The sequence below is a fragment of the Pedobacter frigiditerrae genome, from assembly GCF_004331645.1.
Classification (GTDB): domain Bacteria; phylum Bacteroidota; class Bacteroidia; order Sphingobacteriales; family Sphingobacteriaceae; genus Pedobacter; species Pedobacter frigiditerrae.
The window spans coordinates 179523-198045 of sequence record NZ_SJSK01000005.1 but is presented as its reverse complement, the minus strand read 5'-3'; the positions used below and the strand labels follow the sequence as shown (position 1 = coordinate 198045).

Sequence of the window (18523 nt, the reverse complement as noted above, 5' to 3'; positions counted from 1 at the left end):
TAAATAGTATGAAAATTAAACATTTGACCAGGGCGCTTATCCTAGGCGCTTTACTGTCAATCACGGGTGCCATGTCCTCATGTGAAAAACAAACTCAAACACAGGCACAGGCACAGGATGGACAGTATGTCAAAAAAGGAGAGGGAGCTCTTTCAAATGTAATGCTGGCAACCATACAATCAGCCGCCTATACACCCACATTGCCCACCAAGGCAACAATTATAGAAAGCCCATCAAATGTGTTATCGCCCAGAACGGAAAATGATAACCAAAACCAAATCAATGCTGCCATAACTAACCTAAGTAATAGTGGTGGGGGAACTGTTCTTTTGGGTAGTGGGATTTTCCGTATCAAAAGCCCGATCATCCTTAAATCAAATGTGCGCTTGAAAGGTGGTGGGCAAGATGTGTCAATAATCAAGCGTGATGAAAGCTGGACAAACGTAGAGGGTAGGGGGATGCTGGAATCTGGGGGGTATATTGAGGACTTAACGATCTCCGATTTGTCCATTGACGGTAACAGGCCAGAGTCTTACAGAATGAGTAACCAGTTTCCCTTATTCGGAATAGAAATTACCATAGATAATGGAGGTACGACCAGGAACAACCGTGTGTACATTACTAATGTTAAGATCGTAAATACAGGTATGGGATGCCATATCAAACATACCAATAATGTCATTTTAAAAGGTAATTATATAGTGGGTAACGGAACTTTGGCCAGTTCAACGCATAGCCTGCCAACCTTTTTCCATAATGTTTACCTAAGAAGTATTGATAAGGCCTGGGTATATGGAACAAATTACTTTAAAGATTCTCCAGGTGGAAATGGTTTGAACATAACCCATCTAACTAACCTTACTGTTGAGGATAACATCATGACCGGGAATAATTTCCGTGGAATCCGCTTGGGAGGCAGTTCATCAATCATTTTGGTGAGGGGAAATACCGTTAGCAGCAACACTGATTTTGGGATAGGACTGGCGTATGACGAGACCGGCCAGCCTCAAAATTTCAGTATCATAGATAATACCGTGAATAATAACGACAACAACGGGATTTATATTCCAAACAACACCAAAAATGGTGAAGTCCAGGGGAATTCCTTAAGTGGTAATTCTCCACTGAATATTAAAAAGGGAACGAATCTGACTAACGTTAGCTGTCAGGCAAATTAACGCTTCATTCTGCTGGTTTATGCTTTTAGTATAAACTGGCAGGATTATATCCTTGTATACAAATTCATATTTACGATGAAGTACATAGCTTTTTTATTGTTTCTGAACATTTTACCACTCGTTGGATTTTCTCAAAAATCAAATCCCCTTAAATTAGCTTCCATTAAGAATAATCCGGCCAAAAGAAATGTGATTTTCATCCTTTCAGATGACCATAGAAATGATTTTATGGGATTTACCAAAAGGGTACCGTGGTTAAAGACACCCAACATGGATAAAATGGCAAAGGATGGGGCATATTTCAAGAATGCGTTTGTGACCACGTCCCTATGTTCACCTAGTAGGGCATCTATTCTGACGGGTCAATATTCGCATGTTCATACCGTGGTCGATAACCAGGCACCGGACCCCGAGAATCTGATTTTTTTTCCTCAATATTTACAGAAGGCAGGTTACCAGACATCTTTTTTCGGAAAATGGCACATGGGGGATGAATCCGATCGACCCCGTCCGGGCTTTGATCATTGGGAAAGCTTCAAGGGACAGGGTGTTTACTGGAATCCCGAATTGAATATCAATGGAACGGAAATCCAGTATGGGGATTCCACGTACATCACCGATTTGCTAACAGGGCACGCAATTACCTGGCTAGAGAAAAGGGATAAGAAAAAGCCGTTTTTCCTTTATCTTTCACACAAGGCTGTCCATGAACCATGGCAACCGGCAAAACGTCATAGGGGAATGTACAAAAATCTAGAGTATGCCTTGCCCAGTAGCTTTTACCAGACCTCCAATAATGATTATAAAAACTTAAATTGGCCACAGTGGGTGAAAAACCAACGGTTTAGCTGGCATGGCGTGGATTTCATGTACCATGAGCATAAGGATTTCCAACAGTATATAAGAAATTACTGTGAAACGCTGGCAGGGGTGGATGAAAGCATAGGGTCCGTGCTGGAATACCTGAGAGCCAATGGCCTCGATCAGAACACCCTTGTGATCTATATGGGCGACAATGGTTTCTCCTTTGGTTAGCATGGCTTGATAGACAAAAGGCATTTCTATGAAGAATCTGTCAAAGTGCCATTTTTAGCTTATGGCCCTGGAGTTTTCAATGGTGGGCAGACAATTGAAAACATGGTACAAAATGTAGACATTGCGCCTACCGTGCTGGAAATGGCTGGGTTGCAAAAACCAGACCATATGCCCGGTAAATCATTCACCCAGCTTTTAAAAGGCGACAAAACAAATTGGAGGGATAAGGTATTCTATGAGTATTACTGGGAATCTAGCTTTCCCATGACGCCCACAATCTTCGGGGTAAGGTCTGATGAATTTAAATTCATCAAGTACCATGGGGTTTGGGACACAAACGAGTTGTACAACATCAAAAAGGATCCTGAAGAACTTTACAACCTAGCAGGAAAGCCGGGGTGCGAGAAAATTGAGCTAGAGATGGCTAGTGAACTCGCAGCTTGGCTCAAGAGTACCAATGGCCTGCAGATACCGCTAAAGGGGACGGTCAAGCGTCCAACAGGCGATTACTTGCACCCCTATAATCATTAGAACATACTTTGGGATTACTACGATGGATTAGTTTAAAAAGAAACATTGTTGAGTCTTTCTCCCTACTTGTAACATTAGTGAAATAAAATCAATCATAATTCGTAAAATATTTGCTAAACTGATTTAGTATTTATTAATTTGTAATAATAACCCTACCAAATATGACCCGTAATTTTTATCTGAGCCTTTTTATCTGCTCATTGTTTCTGATACAACAGGCAACTGCGCAGCAAAAATTTGTCCATCCCGGTATATTACACGGCAATGCTGCCTTGGACCTGATTCATCAACGCGTAAATGGAGCTAAACAGCCTTGGCTTGGCGGTGTTGAAGCATTGAGGGCCAATCCTTTCTCCAGTTCAGCGTATAAGGTGAAGGGGGGCTTTGATAGTGTTGCCAGGGAGAAGGATTTTGGCCTGCACGCCCAAGAGGTCAATAATGATTGCATCGCGGCCTATTACAATGCCTTAATGTGGACAGCCACCGGAAAAAAAGCGCATGCAGAGAAAGCGGTGGAAATCCTGAATGCCTACTCCTATAAGTTAAAGGCAATCGTGAGAAGGGACAAGGAATTGCTGGCAGGTCTAAACGGATCTCATTTTTTAAATGCAGCAGAAATCATTCGTTATAGTTACAAGGGTTGGGACCCTAAGGATATCGCGCAGTGTGAAAAAATGTTCCTGGAAGTATTTTATCCCGTGGTAAAAAGCTATGCTCCCTGGGCTAACGGCAATTGGGGAAATGCTTGCTTGAAGACTGCAATGGCCATTGGCGTGTTTTGCAACAACAGGGAAATATTTGATGATGCGGTAAATTATTACCTAAAGGGTGAGGGAAATGCCAGCCTACCTAACTATATCTACGAGAGTGGTCAATGCCAAGAGAGCGGTAGGGACCAGGCCCACGCGCAACTGGGATTGGGAAACCTTGCAGAATGCGCAGAAATAGCCTACAACCAGGGAATAGATTTGTACGGGGCCTTGAACAATAGGCTTTTAAAGGGCTTTGAATATACGGCTAAATATAACCTGGGGGGAGAAGTTCCTTTTGAGGTCAAATCAGACGTGACCAAAAAATATATGCATCAAACAGTTTCTGCAGATAATAGGGGAGAGTTTAGACCCATCTACGAAATGGTCTATAACCATTATCAAAACCGTAAAGGAATAAACGCACCTTATACTAAAAAAGTAATAGATAAAATTAGGCCAGAAGGTGCGGGACCGAGACCTTATGACCAGCCTGGTTTTGGCACTTTAACCTTTTCTTTAAAAAAATCAGAATAATTTAATATGCAAAGACGAAAATTTATTTACCAGTCTGCTTTGGCCGGTACAGGGGCATTATTTATGCCATCATTTTTAAATGCTAGTTCAGTATTTGCTATTGCAGCGAATGTAGAGCATACGGTAAGTTTTAAAGCTAAAGGTGAGAAATTCGCCCACTTCTGGAGCAAGTGTGTGGGTGCAGGTAGGGCAAATGAAGGCTTAAGGGCAGGTTGGTTAGAGCATTTAAAGTTTGTTAAAGAAAACTGCGGTTTCGAATATGTGCGTTTTCATGGTCTTTTTCATGATGACATGTGTGTCTACCGGATATTCAAAGATGCTAAAACAGGCAAGGAAAAAGAAGTTTATAATTGGCAATATATAGATGACCTGTTTGACAGGATGCTGGAAATTGGTGTAAAACCATTTGTAGAGTTGGGGTTTATGCCAACGGATATGGCATCTGGTACAACAACGCAGTTCTGGTGGAAAGGTAATGTTACCCCACCAAAAGACTTTGCCAAATGGGCAGAACTGGTTTCTAAATTTACCCAGCATTGCATTGACCGTTACGGAAAACAAGAGGTTTATTCCTGGTATTTTGAAGTTTGGAATGAACCTAACCTAAGTGCTTTTTGGTCAGGCAGTAAAGACCAATATTTCGAATTATACAAGGTATCTGTAAGTGCAATTAAGGCAATAGACCCGAAATTAAGGGTCGGCGGTCCGTCAACAAGTAGTTTCAGGGCCAACAAAAGCCAGAGGATAGAGGCGGGCGACAATGTAGAAACGGGCTTTAATGACGATTATACCAAGGCTAAGTACCAAGGCGTTTGGATCCTAGATTTCCTGGCATACTGTCAAAAAGAAAATTTGGCCATTGATTTCATATCTACCCATCCTTATCCACAAGGCCGTGGCGTAGAGTCTACCAAGGAAGATCTAACCTGGTTGAGTAATGCCGTGAAAAAAAGTGCCTATCCCAACGCAGAGCTACATCTAACGGAGTGGAACACCAGTGCATCTCCAAGAGATCGTGGCCATGACATTCTGCCTGTAGCAGCGTTCTTGCTAAAAACCAATTTAGATAGCATTGGACTAACTGATTCATTATCTTACTGGACTTTTACTGATGTGTTTGAAGAAAAAGGCGCTGGAGATACCATATTTCATGGTGGCTTTGGACTTATTAACTATCAGGGTATCCCTAAGCCTGCTTATCATGGATATAGAATGTTGCATGCCCTTGGCGATGAAATTTTGCATCGTGAAGACGGGATGATCGTGACCCGTAATTCTAAAACACAGAAAATAGTTTCCCTAATTTACCATTTCCCACCAGAAAAAATCGACGCCGTTGGAGGTGGAAATGAGCTAACGGATATAGGAAAACCAAAGCAGGTAAGTTTACAGTTAACGGACCTGCCTGCTAACACCTCTTTCGAAATAGAAACCATAGATGCAGAACATGGCAATGTATTATACGACTGGAGAAAGATGGGGAGCCCCGAACCCCCAACCAGGGAACAGGTAGCCAAGTTAAAGCTTGCTGCGATTGCCTTGTCCAAAGAGCAGGTAAAACCTAAAAAAGGAATACTAAATTATGAAAAGACCATTGCACCATGGACCTGTGTCATGATCAAACAAGTATAATATGAAAACCAGATTATTTATTGCCTTTATATTTTGTGCTACTACATTATCAGCGCAAGCGCAAAATATAGCGCCAAAACCTTTTAACCCATTTGTTCCTTATGAAGAGGCCGAAAAAAGGGCTAACCAATTGATTAGACAAATGACTGTTGATGAAAAGATCAATATGGTTAGGGGGCAGGGTTTTCACATTGCGGAAAACAAGCGTTTAGGTATTCCACCGGTCAATTTTACCGATGCCAGTCAGGGGGTACGTTTACACGCACCTTCAGATACCGTCAAGGTTGATAATGTCAAAAAAACAGTAGCTTATCCGCCAACCATACAACTTGCAGCCACATGGAACCGCGAATTAGCTTATAGATATGCTTATGCCATAGGGGAGGAAGCTAAATCAAGAGCAATTAATGTGCTTTTAGGCCCTGGTGTAAATATTTACAGGCTCTCCCAAAACGGGAGGAATTTTGAATATATGGGGGAAGATCCTTACCTGGTTTCAAGAATGACTGAAAATTATGTTACGGGAATGCAAAATACGGGCACTATGGCCGTAGTAAAGCATTTTGTGGCTAACAATACCGATTTGGACCGAAGGAAAAGCAATTCTAATTTGGATGAAAGAACCTTGCATGAAATCTATATGCCTGCATTCAAGGCAGCAATAGATGCTGGCGTTCTAGGCGTAATGACCTCTTATAACCTGGTGCATGGTGAATGGGCTGGTCAAAGTGCATATGTGATAAAGCAATTGTTAAGAAAAGAACTGGGCTATAGAGGCTTGGTAATGAGCGATTGGACATCTGTCTGGGATGCAGAGAAAATCATTAAATCTGGTCAGAACCTGGAAATGCCAAAAGGAGAAAGCTTGGCTAATACCAAAGCACTTTTAGATGCTGGTAAGGTGGATATCAGCGAGATTGATGAAATGGTGAAATATTTAATGATATCCAGCATCATGATGGGTTATTACGATCGAAAACCTTTGGTTAAGGAACAGTACCACTCTTTTCCGGAACATGAAAAAATTGCCTTGCAGACTGCAAGAGAAGGGATTGTCCTGCTGGAAAACAGAAACAACATCTTACCGCTTAAAGCTGATGGGAGAATTTTAGTAACTGGTAAATATGTCCTGAAAAATGCAGCAGGCGGCGGTTCTGGTCGGGTTTTGGGCTACGATGTGATCAATATGAAAACCGCAATTGCAAATGAATTCAAGGCAGCCTATTTTATAGATAAGCCAACAGACCAGGAGCTTAAAAGCGCTCCCTGCATCATTTATTCTGTTGGAACTAATGATACAGAAGCAGTAGATCGCCCTTTCAACCTGAATAAGGCAGACGAGGCGGAAATCCAGAGAATCAGTAGCTTAAACCCAAGAACTATCGTAGTGGTTAATTCAGGTTCGGGCATAAAGATGACCAATTGGAATAAAAATGTTGCCGCCATCATTTATGCCTTTTATCCGGGTCAGGTTGGGCAACTTGCCTTGGCAGAAATTTTATCTGGAAAAGTAAATCCATCAGGAAAGTTACCCTTTACCATCGAAAGAGACTTCAAGGATTCACCTGCTTTTGGTTATGAGCCAGGCGACAGGCCCATGAATAAGAATGCGCCTAAAGATGGTGATAGGAGCAAAATTTACGATGTTAACTACAAGGAAGGCATTTTTGTTGGTTACCGTTGGTATGAGCATCAGAAAATAGCGCCGCTTTATCCGTTTGGATACGGCTTGTCCTTTACCTCTTTTCTATATACTAACTTAAACGTCGATGCAAAATCCTTTGCCAAGGAAGGGATTGTAAAAGTTTCATTTGAACTTAAAAATACAGGGAAGAGAGAGGGTGCAGAAATTACCCAAGTTTATATTGCTGATAGACAAAGCAGCATAGAGAGGCCAGTAAAGGAGTTAAAGGGCTTTCAAAAAATACATTTGAAACCAGGTGAGATTAAAAAGGTTGAAATGTTACTGCATAAAAAAGACTTTCAATTTTGGAGCCCAACCCAAAAAGACTGGGTTTTTGAGCCAGGAGATTTTGGAATCATGGTAGGTGCCTCGTCAAGTGGAATTAATTTAACAAAAGATTTAAGATTGTAAAATGAGAAAGGTTTTGGGAGGGGTAGTGATTGTTTTTTCATTGCTATTGAACAGCATGTTGATCAAGGCAAACGAAGAATGGAAAATTTCAAAAGTTACCATTGATTATGTTGAGGCGCCCATCAATGTTATGAATCGCCACCCAAATATCACATGGGTAATCGTTTCCAAATTAAATGATCAAAGGCAGACACATTATCGTGTTCAGATTTCCACGAAAAAGGAACTATTGACAAAAAACTCACCTGACGTATGGAGCAGCGGAAAGATAAAATCAGCTCAATCCACAAATATTTACCCCGAAGGAAATATCTTAAAAAGTAATACCGACTATTGGGTTAAAGTTACCTCTTGGAATCAGGATGGCAGGGAATCTACCTTTAATACGCAATTTAGCACAGCCTATTTTGAACCTAAGGTTTGGCAGGCGATGTGGATTGGCTATCGATCTGAAGCCCCCTATAATGCTGAAACAGCGACATCAGAAGAAAAAACAGCATTCAAGCCCGATAGCATAATAGCTAATAGGTCTCAATACCTAAGAAAAGAGATTGATCTTAAAAAAAATGTCAGAAGGGCGAGGGTATTTGTGACAGGATTAGGCTTTTATGAGCTAAATATCAATGGGGAAAAGATTGGAGACCATGTTTTAGCTCCAGCTAAAACACGTTACACAGACAGGGTTTTATATGAGGTTTTTGATGTAAGGGAAAAACTGGTAAGCGGAAAAAATGCTTTAGGCATACATTTAGGTAATGGCTGGTATAATCCTGCTAAAAAATATCAGGACTGGCGCATGCCATTTTGGGGTTATCCAAGAGCCTTGATGCAGTTGGAACTGGAATATGAAGACGGTACAAATGAAACCATCAAAACAGATATGAGCTGGAGGGCAGCTTTAGGTCCCATTATAGCAAATGATATTTACGATGGAGAAAGTTATGATGCCCGTTTGGAATTAAGGGGATGGGATTTGCCTGGTTATACCGATGCTTCATGGAAAAATGTAGTGCCCATGAGCAAACCTGCTGAAAATTTAATGGTACAGGTCATGTCGCCAGAAAGGGTGATGCAAACCTTCGATCCCCTTAATGTGTATAAGATCAATGCCACACAAAATGTCTATGATCTTGGTCAGAACATCACGGGCTGGGCCAAAATCAAGGTAAAGGGAGAAGCAGGGGCCAAAGTAACCATTAGGTATGCAGAAGATTTAAAAGCCGACCAGACCTTGGACGTTAAGAGTAACAGGGCAGCAAAAAACACAGACATTTATATATTAAATGGGTCAACCGAAGAAATTTACGAACCCAGGTTCACCTATCATGGCTTTCAATATATAGAAGTTACGGTTGCCGTTAATGTCCAGGTTTTGGATATTCAGGGTCAATTTGTTTACACCAGTGTTGCCAATTCAGGAACTTTGATAACCGACAATCCGCTCATCAATAAAATACATGATGCCACCGTTTTATCCCAAAAAGGAGCGTTCCAGGGTTTGCCGGTAGATTGTCCGCAACGTGATGAACGTTTGGGCTGGATGACCGATGGCTACGTTACTGCGGATGAGGCAATGCTCAACTTTAACACAGCTAACTTTTATGCCAAATGGTTGGACGATGTGAAATTCGCTCAGAACGAAGAAGGAGCCTTACCGCATATCGCACCCACATTTAGCGTATCAGAAAACACCAACTGGAGTTGCGGGTCATTTCCAGTGATATGGGACCATTATTCGAATCATGGGGATAAACAGGTTCTGAAAAACTATTATCCCATGATGAAAAGCTATGTCGAATATCTTGAAAAAAATGCGAACAATTATATATTAAAGGCTGATAAATATGGTGATTGGGGAAATCCGGCCCAGGATGATAAGGGGAAATCTGGATGGGTGAGAGGTTTTCCAAAACTTTCAACCACTGCCATGTTTTATTTTTGTGCCGATATTCTCTCGAAATCAGCGGAAGCTTTAAGAAAAATAGAGGATGTAAAGAAATACAATGCCTTAAAACTAAAGATAAGAGCAGCTTTTAATGGTACCTATTTTGATGAAAGCACCTTGACTTACAAGGGAGAAGATTATCATTTTCAGTATTCACAAGGTATTCCCCTGTTTTTAGGTTTAACACCCGATGTTCACAGGGATGATGCGCTGGCCAATTTGGTGAATGATATCTTGAAGAAAAGGGAAGGACATATCTATGCAGGAATTCAGGGCCTAAAATACATTTATGAAATGTTAATGGCAACAGACCGAAATGATGTCGTGTATCAGTTTGTTAACGCAAAAGGTTATCCCGGATTTGATGAGATGCTAAAAGGGAGAAACACCTTTCCTGAATGGTGGAATGGTAGCGGCTCTCACAATCATGTGATGTTTGGTAGCATCGACGCCTGGTTCTACAGGTCCTTAGCTGGGATAAGAACCAATGTAGATGCGCCTGGCTATGAAGAAATTATCATTAAACCATTTTTTCCATCTATCGGGTTAAATGAAGTCAGTGCTAAAATTGAAACCATAAAGGGTGAGGTCACCTCTTCATGGGCAAGGGACGGAAGTGAGGTTACCTTAAAGATTTCTATTCCTGCAAATTCCTCGGCAAGTGTAGTTTTACCATTTTATAAAGAAATTAAGATCAACGGAGTCAAAATGAGCAATAATTCACAAAAGGCCCTGAACATAAACAGTGGTAATTATACCATCAACCTAAAAATCTAGCCATGTTGAAGCTGAAATTTGATGCCAATCTTGAAACACCCATTTATAAGCAGATCACCCGGTCTTTAAAGGAAGAGATAGATTTTGGGGACCTGAAGGGAAGAAGTAGATTGCCATCTGTAACAGCACTGAGTGAAAGCAATGAGATTTCCTTTGTCACGATTTCAAGGGCCTACCGTCAATTAAAAAAGGAGGGATATATTTCCTATACGGAAGGAAAGGGGTATTTTGTCTGTAAGAGAGATAATTGCCTAAAAATCTTAATGGTGCTTAACAAGTTAAGTTCCTATAAAAAGTATATCTATTACAGTTTTAAGCATGCCTTAGAAAAAGAGGCACAGGTTGATCTTAAAATCCATCACTATGACCCATCGGTTTTCAAAAGCATCATCAACGAAAGTTTGGGTAAATATGATTATTATGTCATCATGCCTCATTTTTTTAATGGAGCTGATGAGGAAGAATACCTGCAAACATTCAGATTGATTCCCCACGATAAACTGCTGCTCCTGGATAAGGATTTGCCTCAACTTGATGATGAAATCATGGCGGTTTATCAGGATTTTGAGAAAGATATATTCAATGCGTTAAATGGTGCTGAAGATTTACTTCAAAAATATAAAAAGGGAGTGCTGATTTTTCCTGGATGGAGTAATCATCCAAGTGAAGTGATTTTAGGAGCTAAAAGTTACTGTAAGGAAAATGGAAAAACATTCCGTATCGCCCATGAAGCTGAAATGGAGTTAATAAAGAAGGGCACGTTTTTTATTGTTACCAAAGAGGCAGACCTTGCAGAACTACTCAAATTGATCAAAATATCAAATCTTAAATTAGGAGAGGATATTGGGGTCATATCCTTTAATGAGACAGTTTTAAAGGAATTATTAGACATAACCGTAATAACCACCGACTGGGAGCAGATGGGGGCAACCGCTGGAAACCTAATCTTAAATAAAAATTTTAAAAGAATTAAAAATCCATTCAAATTAATTAAAAGAGGTTCTTTATGAAGTATTTAAAAAACAAGACAAATATCTCAGTCCTAATTATTTCGTTGGGATTAATGTTTTCCAGCATGACATTGCTAAAACCTAAAAAAGTTATCTTTTTTGGCGATTCCATAACCTGGCATGGCCCTGATGAAGATGGCTTTATCACATTAATGAAGAATAGGCTTAAAACAGAGGGAAAAATAGATCAGTTTGAGTTAATAGGAGCGGGCGTTTCTGGCAATAAGATATATGACTTATTCTTTCGTTTTCAAAAAGATATCCTTGATAAGCAGCCAGATGTGGTGGTGATTTATATTGGTATAAATGATGTATGGCATAAAAGTCAGTCGGGAACCGGTACTGATGCCAACCGTTATTTGAATTTTTATTCTGCTATGGTTAAGATATTAAAGGACAGGGGAATAGAAGTCGTTCTATGCACGCCTTCTGTCATAGGCGAAAAAAAAGATTTTACCAATCCCCAAGATGGGGATTTGAATGCCTATGGTCAAATAGTTAGGGAAATCGCTTTAAAATATAATTGTAACCTGGTTGATCTAAGAAAGGAAATGATCAAGTATCTTCAGGTAAATAATCCTGACAATGCAGAAAAGGGAATTTTAACCAGGGACCGGGTTCATATGAATGCAACTGGAAATAAATTCATTGCAGATCAGATGTATCCAGTTTTGTTTGCTAAACAGAGGTAAATCATCAAAACCTCATGTGGTCTTCACGGTGGAATTCCGTACGATTAATGTAGCGGGAACCACTGTATGGCTATATACAAGATTATTATTGCTTTCTATCTGATTAATTAGGTTGTTCATGATTTGCTTGCTCATTTCTTGAATAGGCTGCTTAACTGCAGTAATAGATGGAAGATTTAGCTCAAAGATTTCATGGTCATCAAATGCGATAACGCCATAATCAGAGGGAATGGTTTTATGTAGTTGAGAAATCGCAGCCAAGCCTCTCAACGCTAAATAATTTGTGGCGAATAAAATACCATCAATGTGGTCATTACTGATCAAGAATTTTTTTATTTTATCGATGTTGTCCTCGGAAGGTTTGTTAAAGTCAATTTTAAGTACACAAGCATTCTTTCCTGCATCAGAAATGGCTTTATGATACCCGTTTAGACGTTCTTTCATTTGATTCTGAATAGAATTAATCGTTACAAAGGCAATATTATCATATCCATTTGTTATGAAATGGTTTGTTGCTTCATTGGTCGCGTCAAAGTTATTTATGACCACGCAATTTGTATTTATACCCTCATAATACCTGTCAAACAATACAAATGGAACCTTCTCATCCACTAAATTTTTAATGTCCTCCTCTAGCTTTTCAGTAGGAGTGATGATAAAACCATCTATGTGCTGATCTATGTACATTTGTAAAATGTCCTTTGCTTTGGCTGGATTATTAAAATGACTGCTGTAAATGATTTTATAGCCTGCCTTATAGGCCAGTTTTTCAATTCCTGCTGCTACAAGGCTAAAAAATGTATCGGAAATATTTTCAACCATCAAGCCTATGGTCTTTGTTACGCCTGTCCTAAAACTTGTCGCTAATTGGCTAGGCTTATAGCCTGTTTCTTCAATATACTTTAGGACCTTTGTGATTACTGCCTCGCTAATCCTGTTTTCCTTAGCTCTATCATTCAAAATAAAGGAAACTGTCGTTTTTGAAACTCCGCAATGCTCTGATATATCCTTGATGGTTATTTTTCTTTTTGCCATTTACTTGTACTTAAATTGATTTAGCAGCGTAAAAGTACGTAATTATTGTGAAGCTATAAAAAGACGAGGATTTTAAAGCACAATAATAATATAGGAATGGAAACATATGGGCTTAACGAACTGAGAATGTGATTTTTTTCTCCTTGTTATTTATTGTAGATCCCTCCAGAATAATTTTAATAGCGACAAGAATCTTTAGACAGATATTTGGCAGTGACTGGCCGGACACTAGCTAGGTTTCGTCATCGATGAGGCATTTGGCAAAATTGCTGGTTTGATATCTTTATCTGACACTTTTATCTAATTTATATTCCATCGTCATTAAGGTTGCTAAAATTTTATTTAAAGCAATTAATCTTTATTAATTTGGCAAATTTAAGCCAATCTAAATGCTTTTTTGTTAAAAAAGTAAGGTGATATAAAAAAAAATATTTTGGATTCTCATAAAAATTCGTTTAATTCGCTAAACCGATTTAGTTAACCAAATATAAACTCGAACCAAATGAAGAAACAATTACTACCCGTAATGTGTAGTTCATCTGTGGAACGTGCGTTTTTTCTATCCAAAAGGAAGATCAAGCACAAGATGATCACAGCATTCCTAACATTATCTACTTTATGTCTCCTTTTTTTAAGTTCATGTAAAAAAGATGAATTTGAAACGCCAGCAGCAGTTAACATCTATGAAGCCTTAAAGGCAGATGGCCTTAACTTCAGTATGCTCAGGGCCGCTATTGATAGAGCTGGATTGAAGGAAACACTAGGATCTAACGGGAACATCACTTTTTTTGCGCCCATTAACCAGGCTTTTATAGATGCTGGCTACCCAAACGTTGCTGCTGTGAATGCAGCCGACCCCAAGGTCTTGTCAGATATTTTAAGGTATCATCTGGTTGATCGTAAAGTTTCGATTTCTGAGATTAACAGTTCCTTGAACATAACTGCCAATAATGGTAAAGTTCTATTGCTAGATAACTTTAAGTTCTCTACCAAAGATAGCCTGACCAATGTGATTAATGGTGCAGAGGTCATCAGTAAGGAGATAGGAACGACAAATGGTAACTTCTATGCCATTAAAAGAGTGTTAATGCCCGAAGGTAATGACATCTTGACTGCGCTTAAGTCTAATGGCAACTACTCATTATTTGTAGCGGCCATCAACCGTGCAAGTCAGGGGACCACAAATTATAACACCTTGTTGAGTGGCACCAAGCCATACACCGTTTTTTGTCCAACCAACAGTTCTTTCAACTCTTTTTTAGGTGGTAAATACAACTCTGCCGTTAAAATTAATGCGGTTGATCCGAATGTTGTTGCTAGCGAATTGGTTGCCTACCACATTCTTGACATGAAGTATTTCAGTTACCAATTGCCCAAAAAGCCGGTCACTTTAAATCAATCAGCATTAACGACGTCAGTTTCAAGGGTTTTAAATGCCAATAACGCTGTTACTGGATTTAGGGTACTTGTCAATGGTTTCGCATTGAACGATTATGCGGCTAACAAAATAGCTAGTAATGGCATTATTAATGAAGTTTCATCGGTTCTAAGTCAACCATCAGGCCTCAACTTACTGCAGCTGATCCAGAGCAATAGTAATTTAACATTTCTGAAGGCAATAATTGATCGAGCAAGCACCGGTTCAACAGATTTTAACTCCTTGCTGGCGGGAAGCGATGCAAAAACGATATTTGCACCAACTAATACTGCTTTACAAACCGAGGGATATAACTCATTATCGACAATTTCTTTGGCCTCGCCTACTGTCTTGGCTGATTTATTGAATAGGCATATTTTTTTAGGGCAAATTTATTCGACTTCAATTCCAGCTGGAAGCACTTACATTGGCACTAGTTTAAATGGGCTTAAAGTGGTATTTGCTAACGGTACCACATATTCTGCGCAAGGCCCTAATAATACAGGCGTTGGTACAATTAGTCCGTTTGACACGATTTCCGCAAATGGTGTCTTCAACATTATCAACGTGGTTTTAAAATAATATAACTAAACAACATGAACATATATTGTGAAATCGGCCCTAGAAAGCCTAAAACTCAAAATAAAATATTAATTAGAATATTTTTCGTCCTACTGATCACATTTTTTATCACTGGCTTAAGCAATAAAGGCCTCGCTCAAAATAAGGTCATAGTTGGGATTATTGTGGACAATGGCGGTGAAGCCATTCCTGGCGTTAACATCGCATTAAAAGGCACAAATACAGTTGTTTCAAGCGATGCAAGTGGTAAATATAGTATCAGAGTACCCAATAACCAATCAGTTCTTGTTTTTTCTTCCATCGGCTTTACAAAACAAGAGGTTGTCGTTGGGAGTAGGACCAATATCAACATTACGCTAGCTGCTGATGCATTGCTCTTAAATCAAGTCGTAATTCAAACTGGTTACGGACAAACCGTGAAAAGGGATGTAACTGGCTCTATCGGTACGGTGAGTATGGCAGATTTGCAAAAAGCCCCCGTAACGTCTTTTGAACAGGCTTTGGCAGGCAGGGTTGCAGGAGTACAGGTAATTTCAGGAGATGGCCAGCCTGGAGATGGTCTTAGTATTACCATTCGTGGAAACAATTCCATTAATAATTCTAATTCTCCCCTGTATGTTATAGACGGTTTTCCTATCGAAGACCCTGATAATAACGCGATCAATCCAGCAGAAATAGAAAGTATTGATATCTTAAAGGATGCATCTGCAACTGCTATTTATGGTTCAAGAGGTGCTAATGGTGTAATTATCATCACAACTAAAAGGGGTAAATTAGGAGAGCCTACAGTAAGCTATAATGGTTATTATGGAACAAACAAGATTATTCAAAAGGTAGAGTTAATGAACCCTTACGAATTTGTAAAATTGCAATCAGAAATTAACCCAACTTCTACTCAAAATGCACTAGGTTATTTTAAAGATGGTAAAACCTTAGAGTCGTACAGAAATATTAAAGGAGCTGATTTTCAGGATAAAATCTATGAAACAGCTCCATTTCAGAACCATTACCTTTCGGTTAATGGAGGTACTGAAAAAACTAAATATTCTGTCTCTGGTTCGGTTACCGATCAAAAGGGAATTATCGTAAATAGTGGGTTCACTAGGTATCAGGGAAGGGCAGTTTTAGACCAAAATTTAGGTAAGAAATTCAAAATTGGTACCAATATTAATTATTCTGCTACGAAATCTTATGGACAGACACCCAGGAGTCAGAATAATCAAGGAGGTAATGATGTAACTTTTAATTTGTTATACCAAGTATGGAGTTACAGACCTATTACCGGATCAAATTTAGACCCAGATGCTTTATTCGATGAATTTTTAGATCCCGAAAATGATCCTACAGACGGTAGTCCGCTAGATTATCGTGTAAATCCTTATTCTTCTTTTATTAATGAATATCGCGGAGTATTTAACAATACTTTTGTGGGAAATACTTATTTGGAGTACGCCATCACAAAAAATTTACAACTAAGGTCAACCGCTGGTGTAAACTTGGGTGTAGGCAGAACTGAGAATTTTTTTAATAGTAAAACCAGACAGGGGAGTCCGCTTACACCAGCTGGAAAAACATTCGGTGTGAATGGAAGTATTGCTCAAAGATATAGAAACGATTATTCTGTAAATAACCTTTTAACGTATACTAAGAAATTTAACCAAAACAATCAGCTTTCTATAAAAGCCTTGTATGAATTCCAGATCAATGAAACCCAAAACTTCGGCTACCAATCAAATTTTGTTCCTAACGAAAATTTAGGAATAGCAGGATTAGGAAGAGTTCTATCATTGAATTCTACTACAAGTTCTTCTATGTCTACTTATAAATTACAATCTTTCGGTGCTATATTTAATTATCAATTTATGGGAGGTAAATACATTTTTACCGGTAATTTCAGGGCAGATGGATCGTCTAAATTTAGAGAGGGAAAGCGATACGGGTATTTTCCATCAGCTGCATTGGCTTGGCGTTTCAGTGAAGAAAAATTTATTAAAAACCTGAATCTATTTTCAACTGGAAAATTAAGAGGCGGTTATGGAATTGTTGGTAACAACCGTATCGGAGATTTTGCTTATATCAGTCAGTTGGCTAGTGGGAGCTCTAGTACTCCTGGATACTATCCTTTTGGAAATGTTGTAAATTATGATACACAAGCTTTTTATATTGAACCTCTAGGTAATAGGGACATTAAATGGGAAACTACAGGTTCTGTTGATATAGGTTTAGAACTTGGTTTTTTAAGTGATAAAATTACATTAGAGACCGACTATTATAAAAAAGATACTTATGACTTATTGTTAAATGCCAACTTATCTGCAAGTAGTGGTTTACCCATTAATATCATAAACAACATAGGAAGAACGAGAAATGAGGGTGTGGAATTTACCTTAAATTCACAATTAATCAAGAACGATAAATTTACCTGGAACACCAGCTTCAATATTACCTTCAACAAAAATCAGATAGTAGCATTGACTGACGGCCAAAGGTATTTTTTAAGCCCTATTGGTGGATCTGGTAATACATTTAATGGTAAGGACGGTTACATAGCGCATATAGGCCGCCCTATTTCTTCAATGTATGGTTTTATTTATGATGGTAACTACCAGGTTGAAGATTTTGATTTATTAGAAAATGGTTCATATATTTTAAAAGCAAATATCCCAGTTGGCGAAGGAGATATAGGTCAAGCACGTACCGGAACTAGTCCGGTACAGCCAGGTGATCCTAAATACAGAGATGTAAATGGTGATGGTTTAGTTAATAATGACGACAAAACTGTTATTGGTAATCCTAATCCGCTACATTTTGGTGGTTTAAGTAATAACTTTAGATATAAAGCTTTTGATTTAAATGTTTTTTTACAATGGTCTTATGGAAATGAAACCATGAATGCAAACAGGTTATATTTAGAAGGAGGCTTTCCTGCAGGATTTGACATTAATCAATTTGCAAGTTATGCAAACCGCTGGACACCTGAAAACAGGAGCAATACTATGTTTAGGGCCAATGCAAGAGGTGCGGTAGTTTATTCTTCAAGAATTATTGAAGATGCGTCATTCATCAGGTTAAAAACTGTACAATTTGGGTACACAGTGCCGCCAACTTTTATAAAAAAACTAAATCTAAAGTCAGCAAGGCTATATGCTTCTGCCCAAAATCTGTTTACCCTTACCAATTATTCTTCTACAGATCCAGAAAATTCTACCAGGGGGACAGGTACAACTGCAGGATATGATTTTTCTGCCTACCCAAGGGCATTTACAGTAACCTTTGGCTTAAATGTATCACTTTAACTAGCAATGATC

Annotated in this window: 12 protein-coding genes; 11 read left to right on the top strand and 1 reads right to left on the bottom strand. The window is 39.0% G+C overall.

Features of this window, described 5'->3' with window-relative positions:
• The first annotated feature begins 8 nt into the window (after positions 1-8).
• From EZ428_RS18475 to EZ428_RS18440, 9 genes are all read left to right on the top strand, one after another.
• On the top strand, positions 9-1178 hold the full coding sequence (locus EZ428_RS18475; RefSeq protein ID WP_131554683.1) for a right-handed parallel beta-helix repeat-containing protein: 1170 nt from the start codon (positions 9-11) through the stop codon (positions 1176-1178).
• 75 nt (positions 1179-1253) lie between these two features.
• Positions 1254-2213, top strand: coding sequence for a sulfatase-like hydrolase/transferase (locus tag EZ428_RS24115; protein WP_205945755.1), 960 nt, complete (start codon positions 1254-1256; stop codon positions 2211-2213).
• Positions 2214-2219: 6 nt separating this feature from the next.
• Positions 2220-2744: a sulfatase/phosphatase domain-containing protein gene (locus EZ428_RS24110; protein ID WP_205945754.1), complete on the top strand. Its 525-nt coding sequence runs from the start codon at positions 2220-2222 to the stop codon at positions 2742-2744.
• Between the two features lie 161 nt (positions 2745-2905).
• Entirely contained in the window at positions 2906-4030 is a 1125-nt protein-coding gene (locus EZ428_RS18465) for an alginate lyase family protein (RefSeq protein ID WP_131554682.1), read from the top strand.
• 6 nt (positions 4031-4036) lie between these two features.
• On the top strand, positions 4037-5662 hold the full coding sequence (locus tag EZ428_RS18460; RefSeq protein ID WP_205945753.1) for a GH39 family glycosyl hydrolase: 1626 nt from the start codon (positions 4037-4039) through the stop codon (positions 5660-5662).
• 1 nt (position 5663) lies between these two features.
• Positions 5664-7757 (top strand): beta-glucosidase, encoded by a 2094-nt coding sequence (locus tag EZ428_RS18455; protein ID WP_131554681.1) that lies wholly within the window; start codon positions 5664-5666, stop codon positions 7755-7757.
• Between the two features lies 1 nt (position 7758).
• Positions 7759-10479: a family 78 glycoside hydrolase catalytic domain gene (locus tag EZ428_RS18450; protein WP_131554680.1), complete on the top strand. Its 2721-nt coding sequence runs from the start codon at positions 7759-7761 to the stop codon at positions 10477-10479.
• 2 nt (positions 10480-10481) lie between these two features.
• Positions 10482-11489, top strand: coding sequence for a GntR family transcriptional regulator (locus tag EZ428_RS18445; protein WP_131554679.1), 1008 nt, complete (start codon positions 10482-10484; stop codon positions 11487-11489).
• A complete protein-coding gene (locus EZ428_RS18440) occupies positions 11486-12181 on the top strand; it encodes an SGNH/GDSL hydrolase family protein (RefSeq protein ID WP_225871093.1) in 696 nt (231 codons plus the stop codon). The genes EZ428_RS18445 and EZ428_RS18440 overlap by 4 nt, the downstream gene beginning before the upstream one ends.
• A 12-nt stretch (positions 12182-12193) precedes the next feature.
• On the opposite strand, the gene EZ428_RS18435 is transcribed toward EZ428_RS18440, so the two are convergent.
• Positions 12194-13216 (bottom strand): LacI family DNA-binding transcriptional regulator, encoded by a 1023-nt coding sequence (locus tag EZ428_RS18435; protein ID WP_131554678.1) that lies wholly within the window; start codon positions 13214-13216, stop codon positions 12194-12196.
• Positions 13217-13718: 502 nt separating this feature from the next.
• On the opposite strand from EZ428_RS18435, the gene EZ428_RS18430 reads away from it, so the two are divergent.
• Together EZ428_RS18430 and EZ428_RS18425 are read left to right on the top strand one after the other, a co-directional pair.
• Positions 13719-15215, top strand: coding sequence for a fasciclin domain-containing protein (locus EZ428_RS18430; protein ID WP_131554677.1), 1497 nt, complete (start codon positions 13719-13721; stop codon positions 15213-15215).
• Between the two features lie 14 nt (positions 15216-15229).
• Complete coding sequence (locus EZ428_RS18425) at positions 15230-18511, top strand: SusC/RagA family TonB-linked outer membrane protein (RefSeq protein ID WP_131554676.1); 3282 nt, start codon at positions 15230-15232, stop codon at positions 18509-18511.
• Positions 18512-18523: the final 12 nt, after the last annotated feature.

What these genes read in the sequence shown, in the direction of transcription:
- EZ428_RS24115 (WP_205945755.1), top strand. Translation starts at nt 1,254, where the DNA reads ATGAAGTACATAGCTTTTTTATTGTTTCTGAACATTTTACCACTCGTT.
- EZ428_RS18455 (WP_131554681.1), top strand. Translation starts at nt 5,664, where the DNA reads ATGAAAACCAGATTATTTATTGCCTTTATATTTTGTGCTACTACATTA.
- EZ428_RS18440 (WP_225871093.1), top strand. Translation starts at nt 11,486, where the DNA reads ATGAAGTATTTAAAAAACAAGACAAATATCTCAGTCCTAATTATTTCG.
- EZ428_RS18425 (WP_131554676.1), top strand. Translation starts at nt 15,230, where the DNA reads ATGAACATATATTGTGAAATCGGCCCTAGAAAGCCTAAAACTCAAAAT.
- EZ428_RS18430 (WP_131554677.1), top strand. Translation starts at nt 13,719, where the DNA reads ATGAAGAAACAATTACTACCCGTAATGTGTAGTTCATCTGTGGAACGT.
- EZ428_RS18435 (WP_131554678.1), bottom strand. Translation starts at nt 13,216, where the DNA reads ATGGCAAAAAGAAAAATAACCATCAAGGATATATCAGAGCATTGCGGA.
- EZ428_RS18445 (WP_131554679.1), top strand. Translation starts at nt 10,482, where the DNA reads ATGTTGAAGCTGAAATTTGATGCCAATCTTGAAACACCCATTTATAAG.
- EZ428_RS18450 (WP_131554680.1), top strand. Translation starts at nt 7,759, where the DNA reads ATGAGAAAGGTTTTGGGAGGGGTAGTGATTGTTTTTTCATTGCTATTG.
- EZ428_RS18460 (WP_205945753.1), top strand. Translation starts at nt 4,037, where the DNA reads ATGCAAAGACGAAAATTTATTTACCAGTCTGCTTTGGCCGGTACAGGG.
- EZ428_RS18465 (WP_131554682.1), top strand. Translation starts at nt 2,906, where the DNA reads ATGACCCGTAATTTTTATCTGAGCCTTTTTATCTGCTCATTGTTTCTG.
- EZ428_RS18475 (WP_131554683.1), top strand. Translation starts at nt 9, where the DNA reads ATGAAAATTAAACATTTGACCAGGGCGCTTATCCTAGGCGCTTTACTG.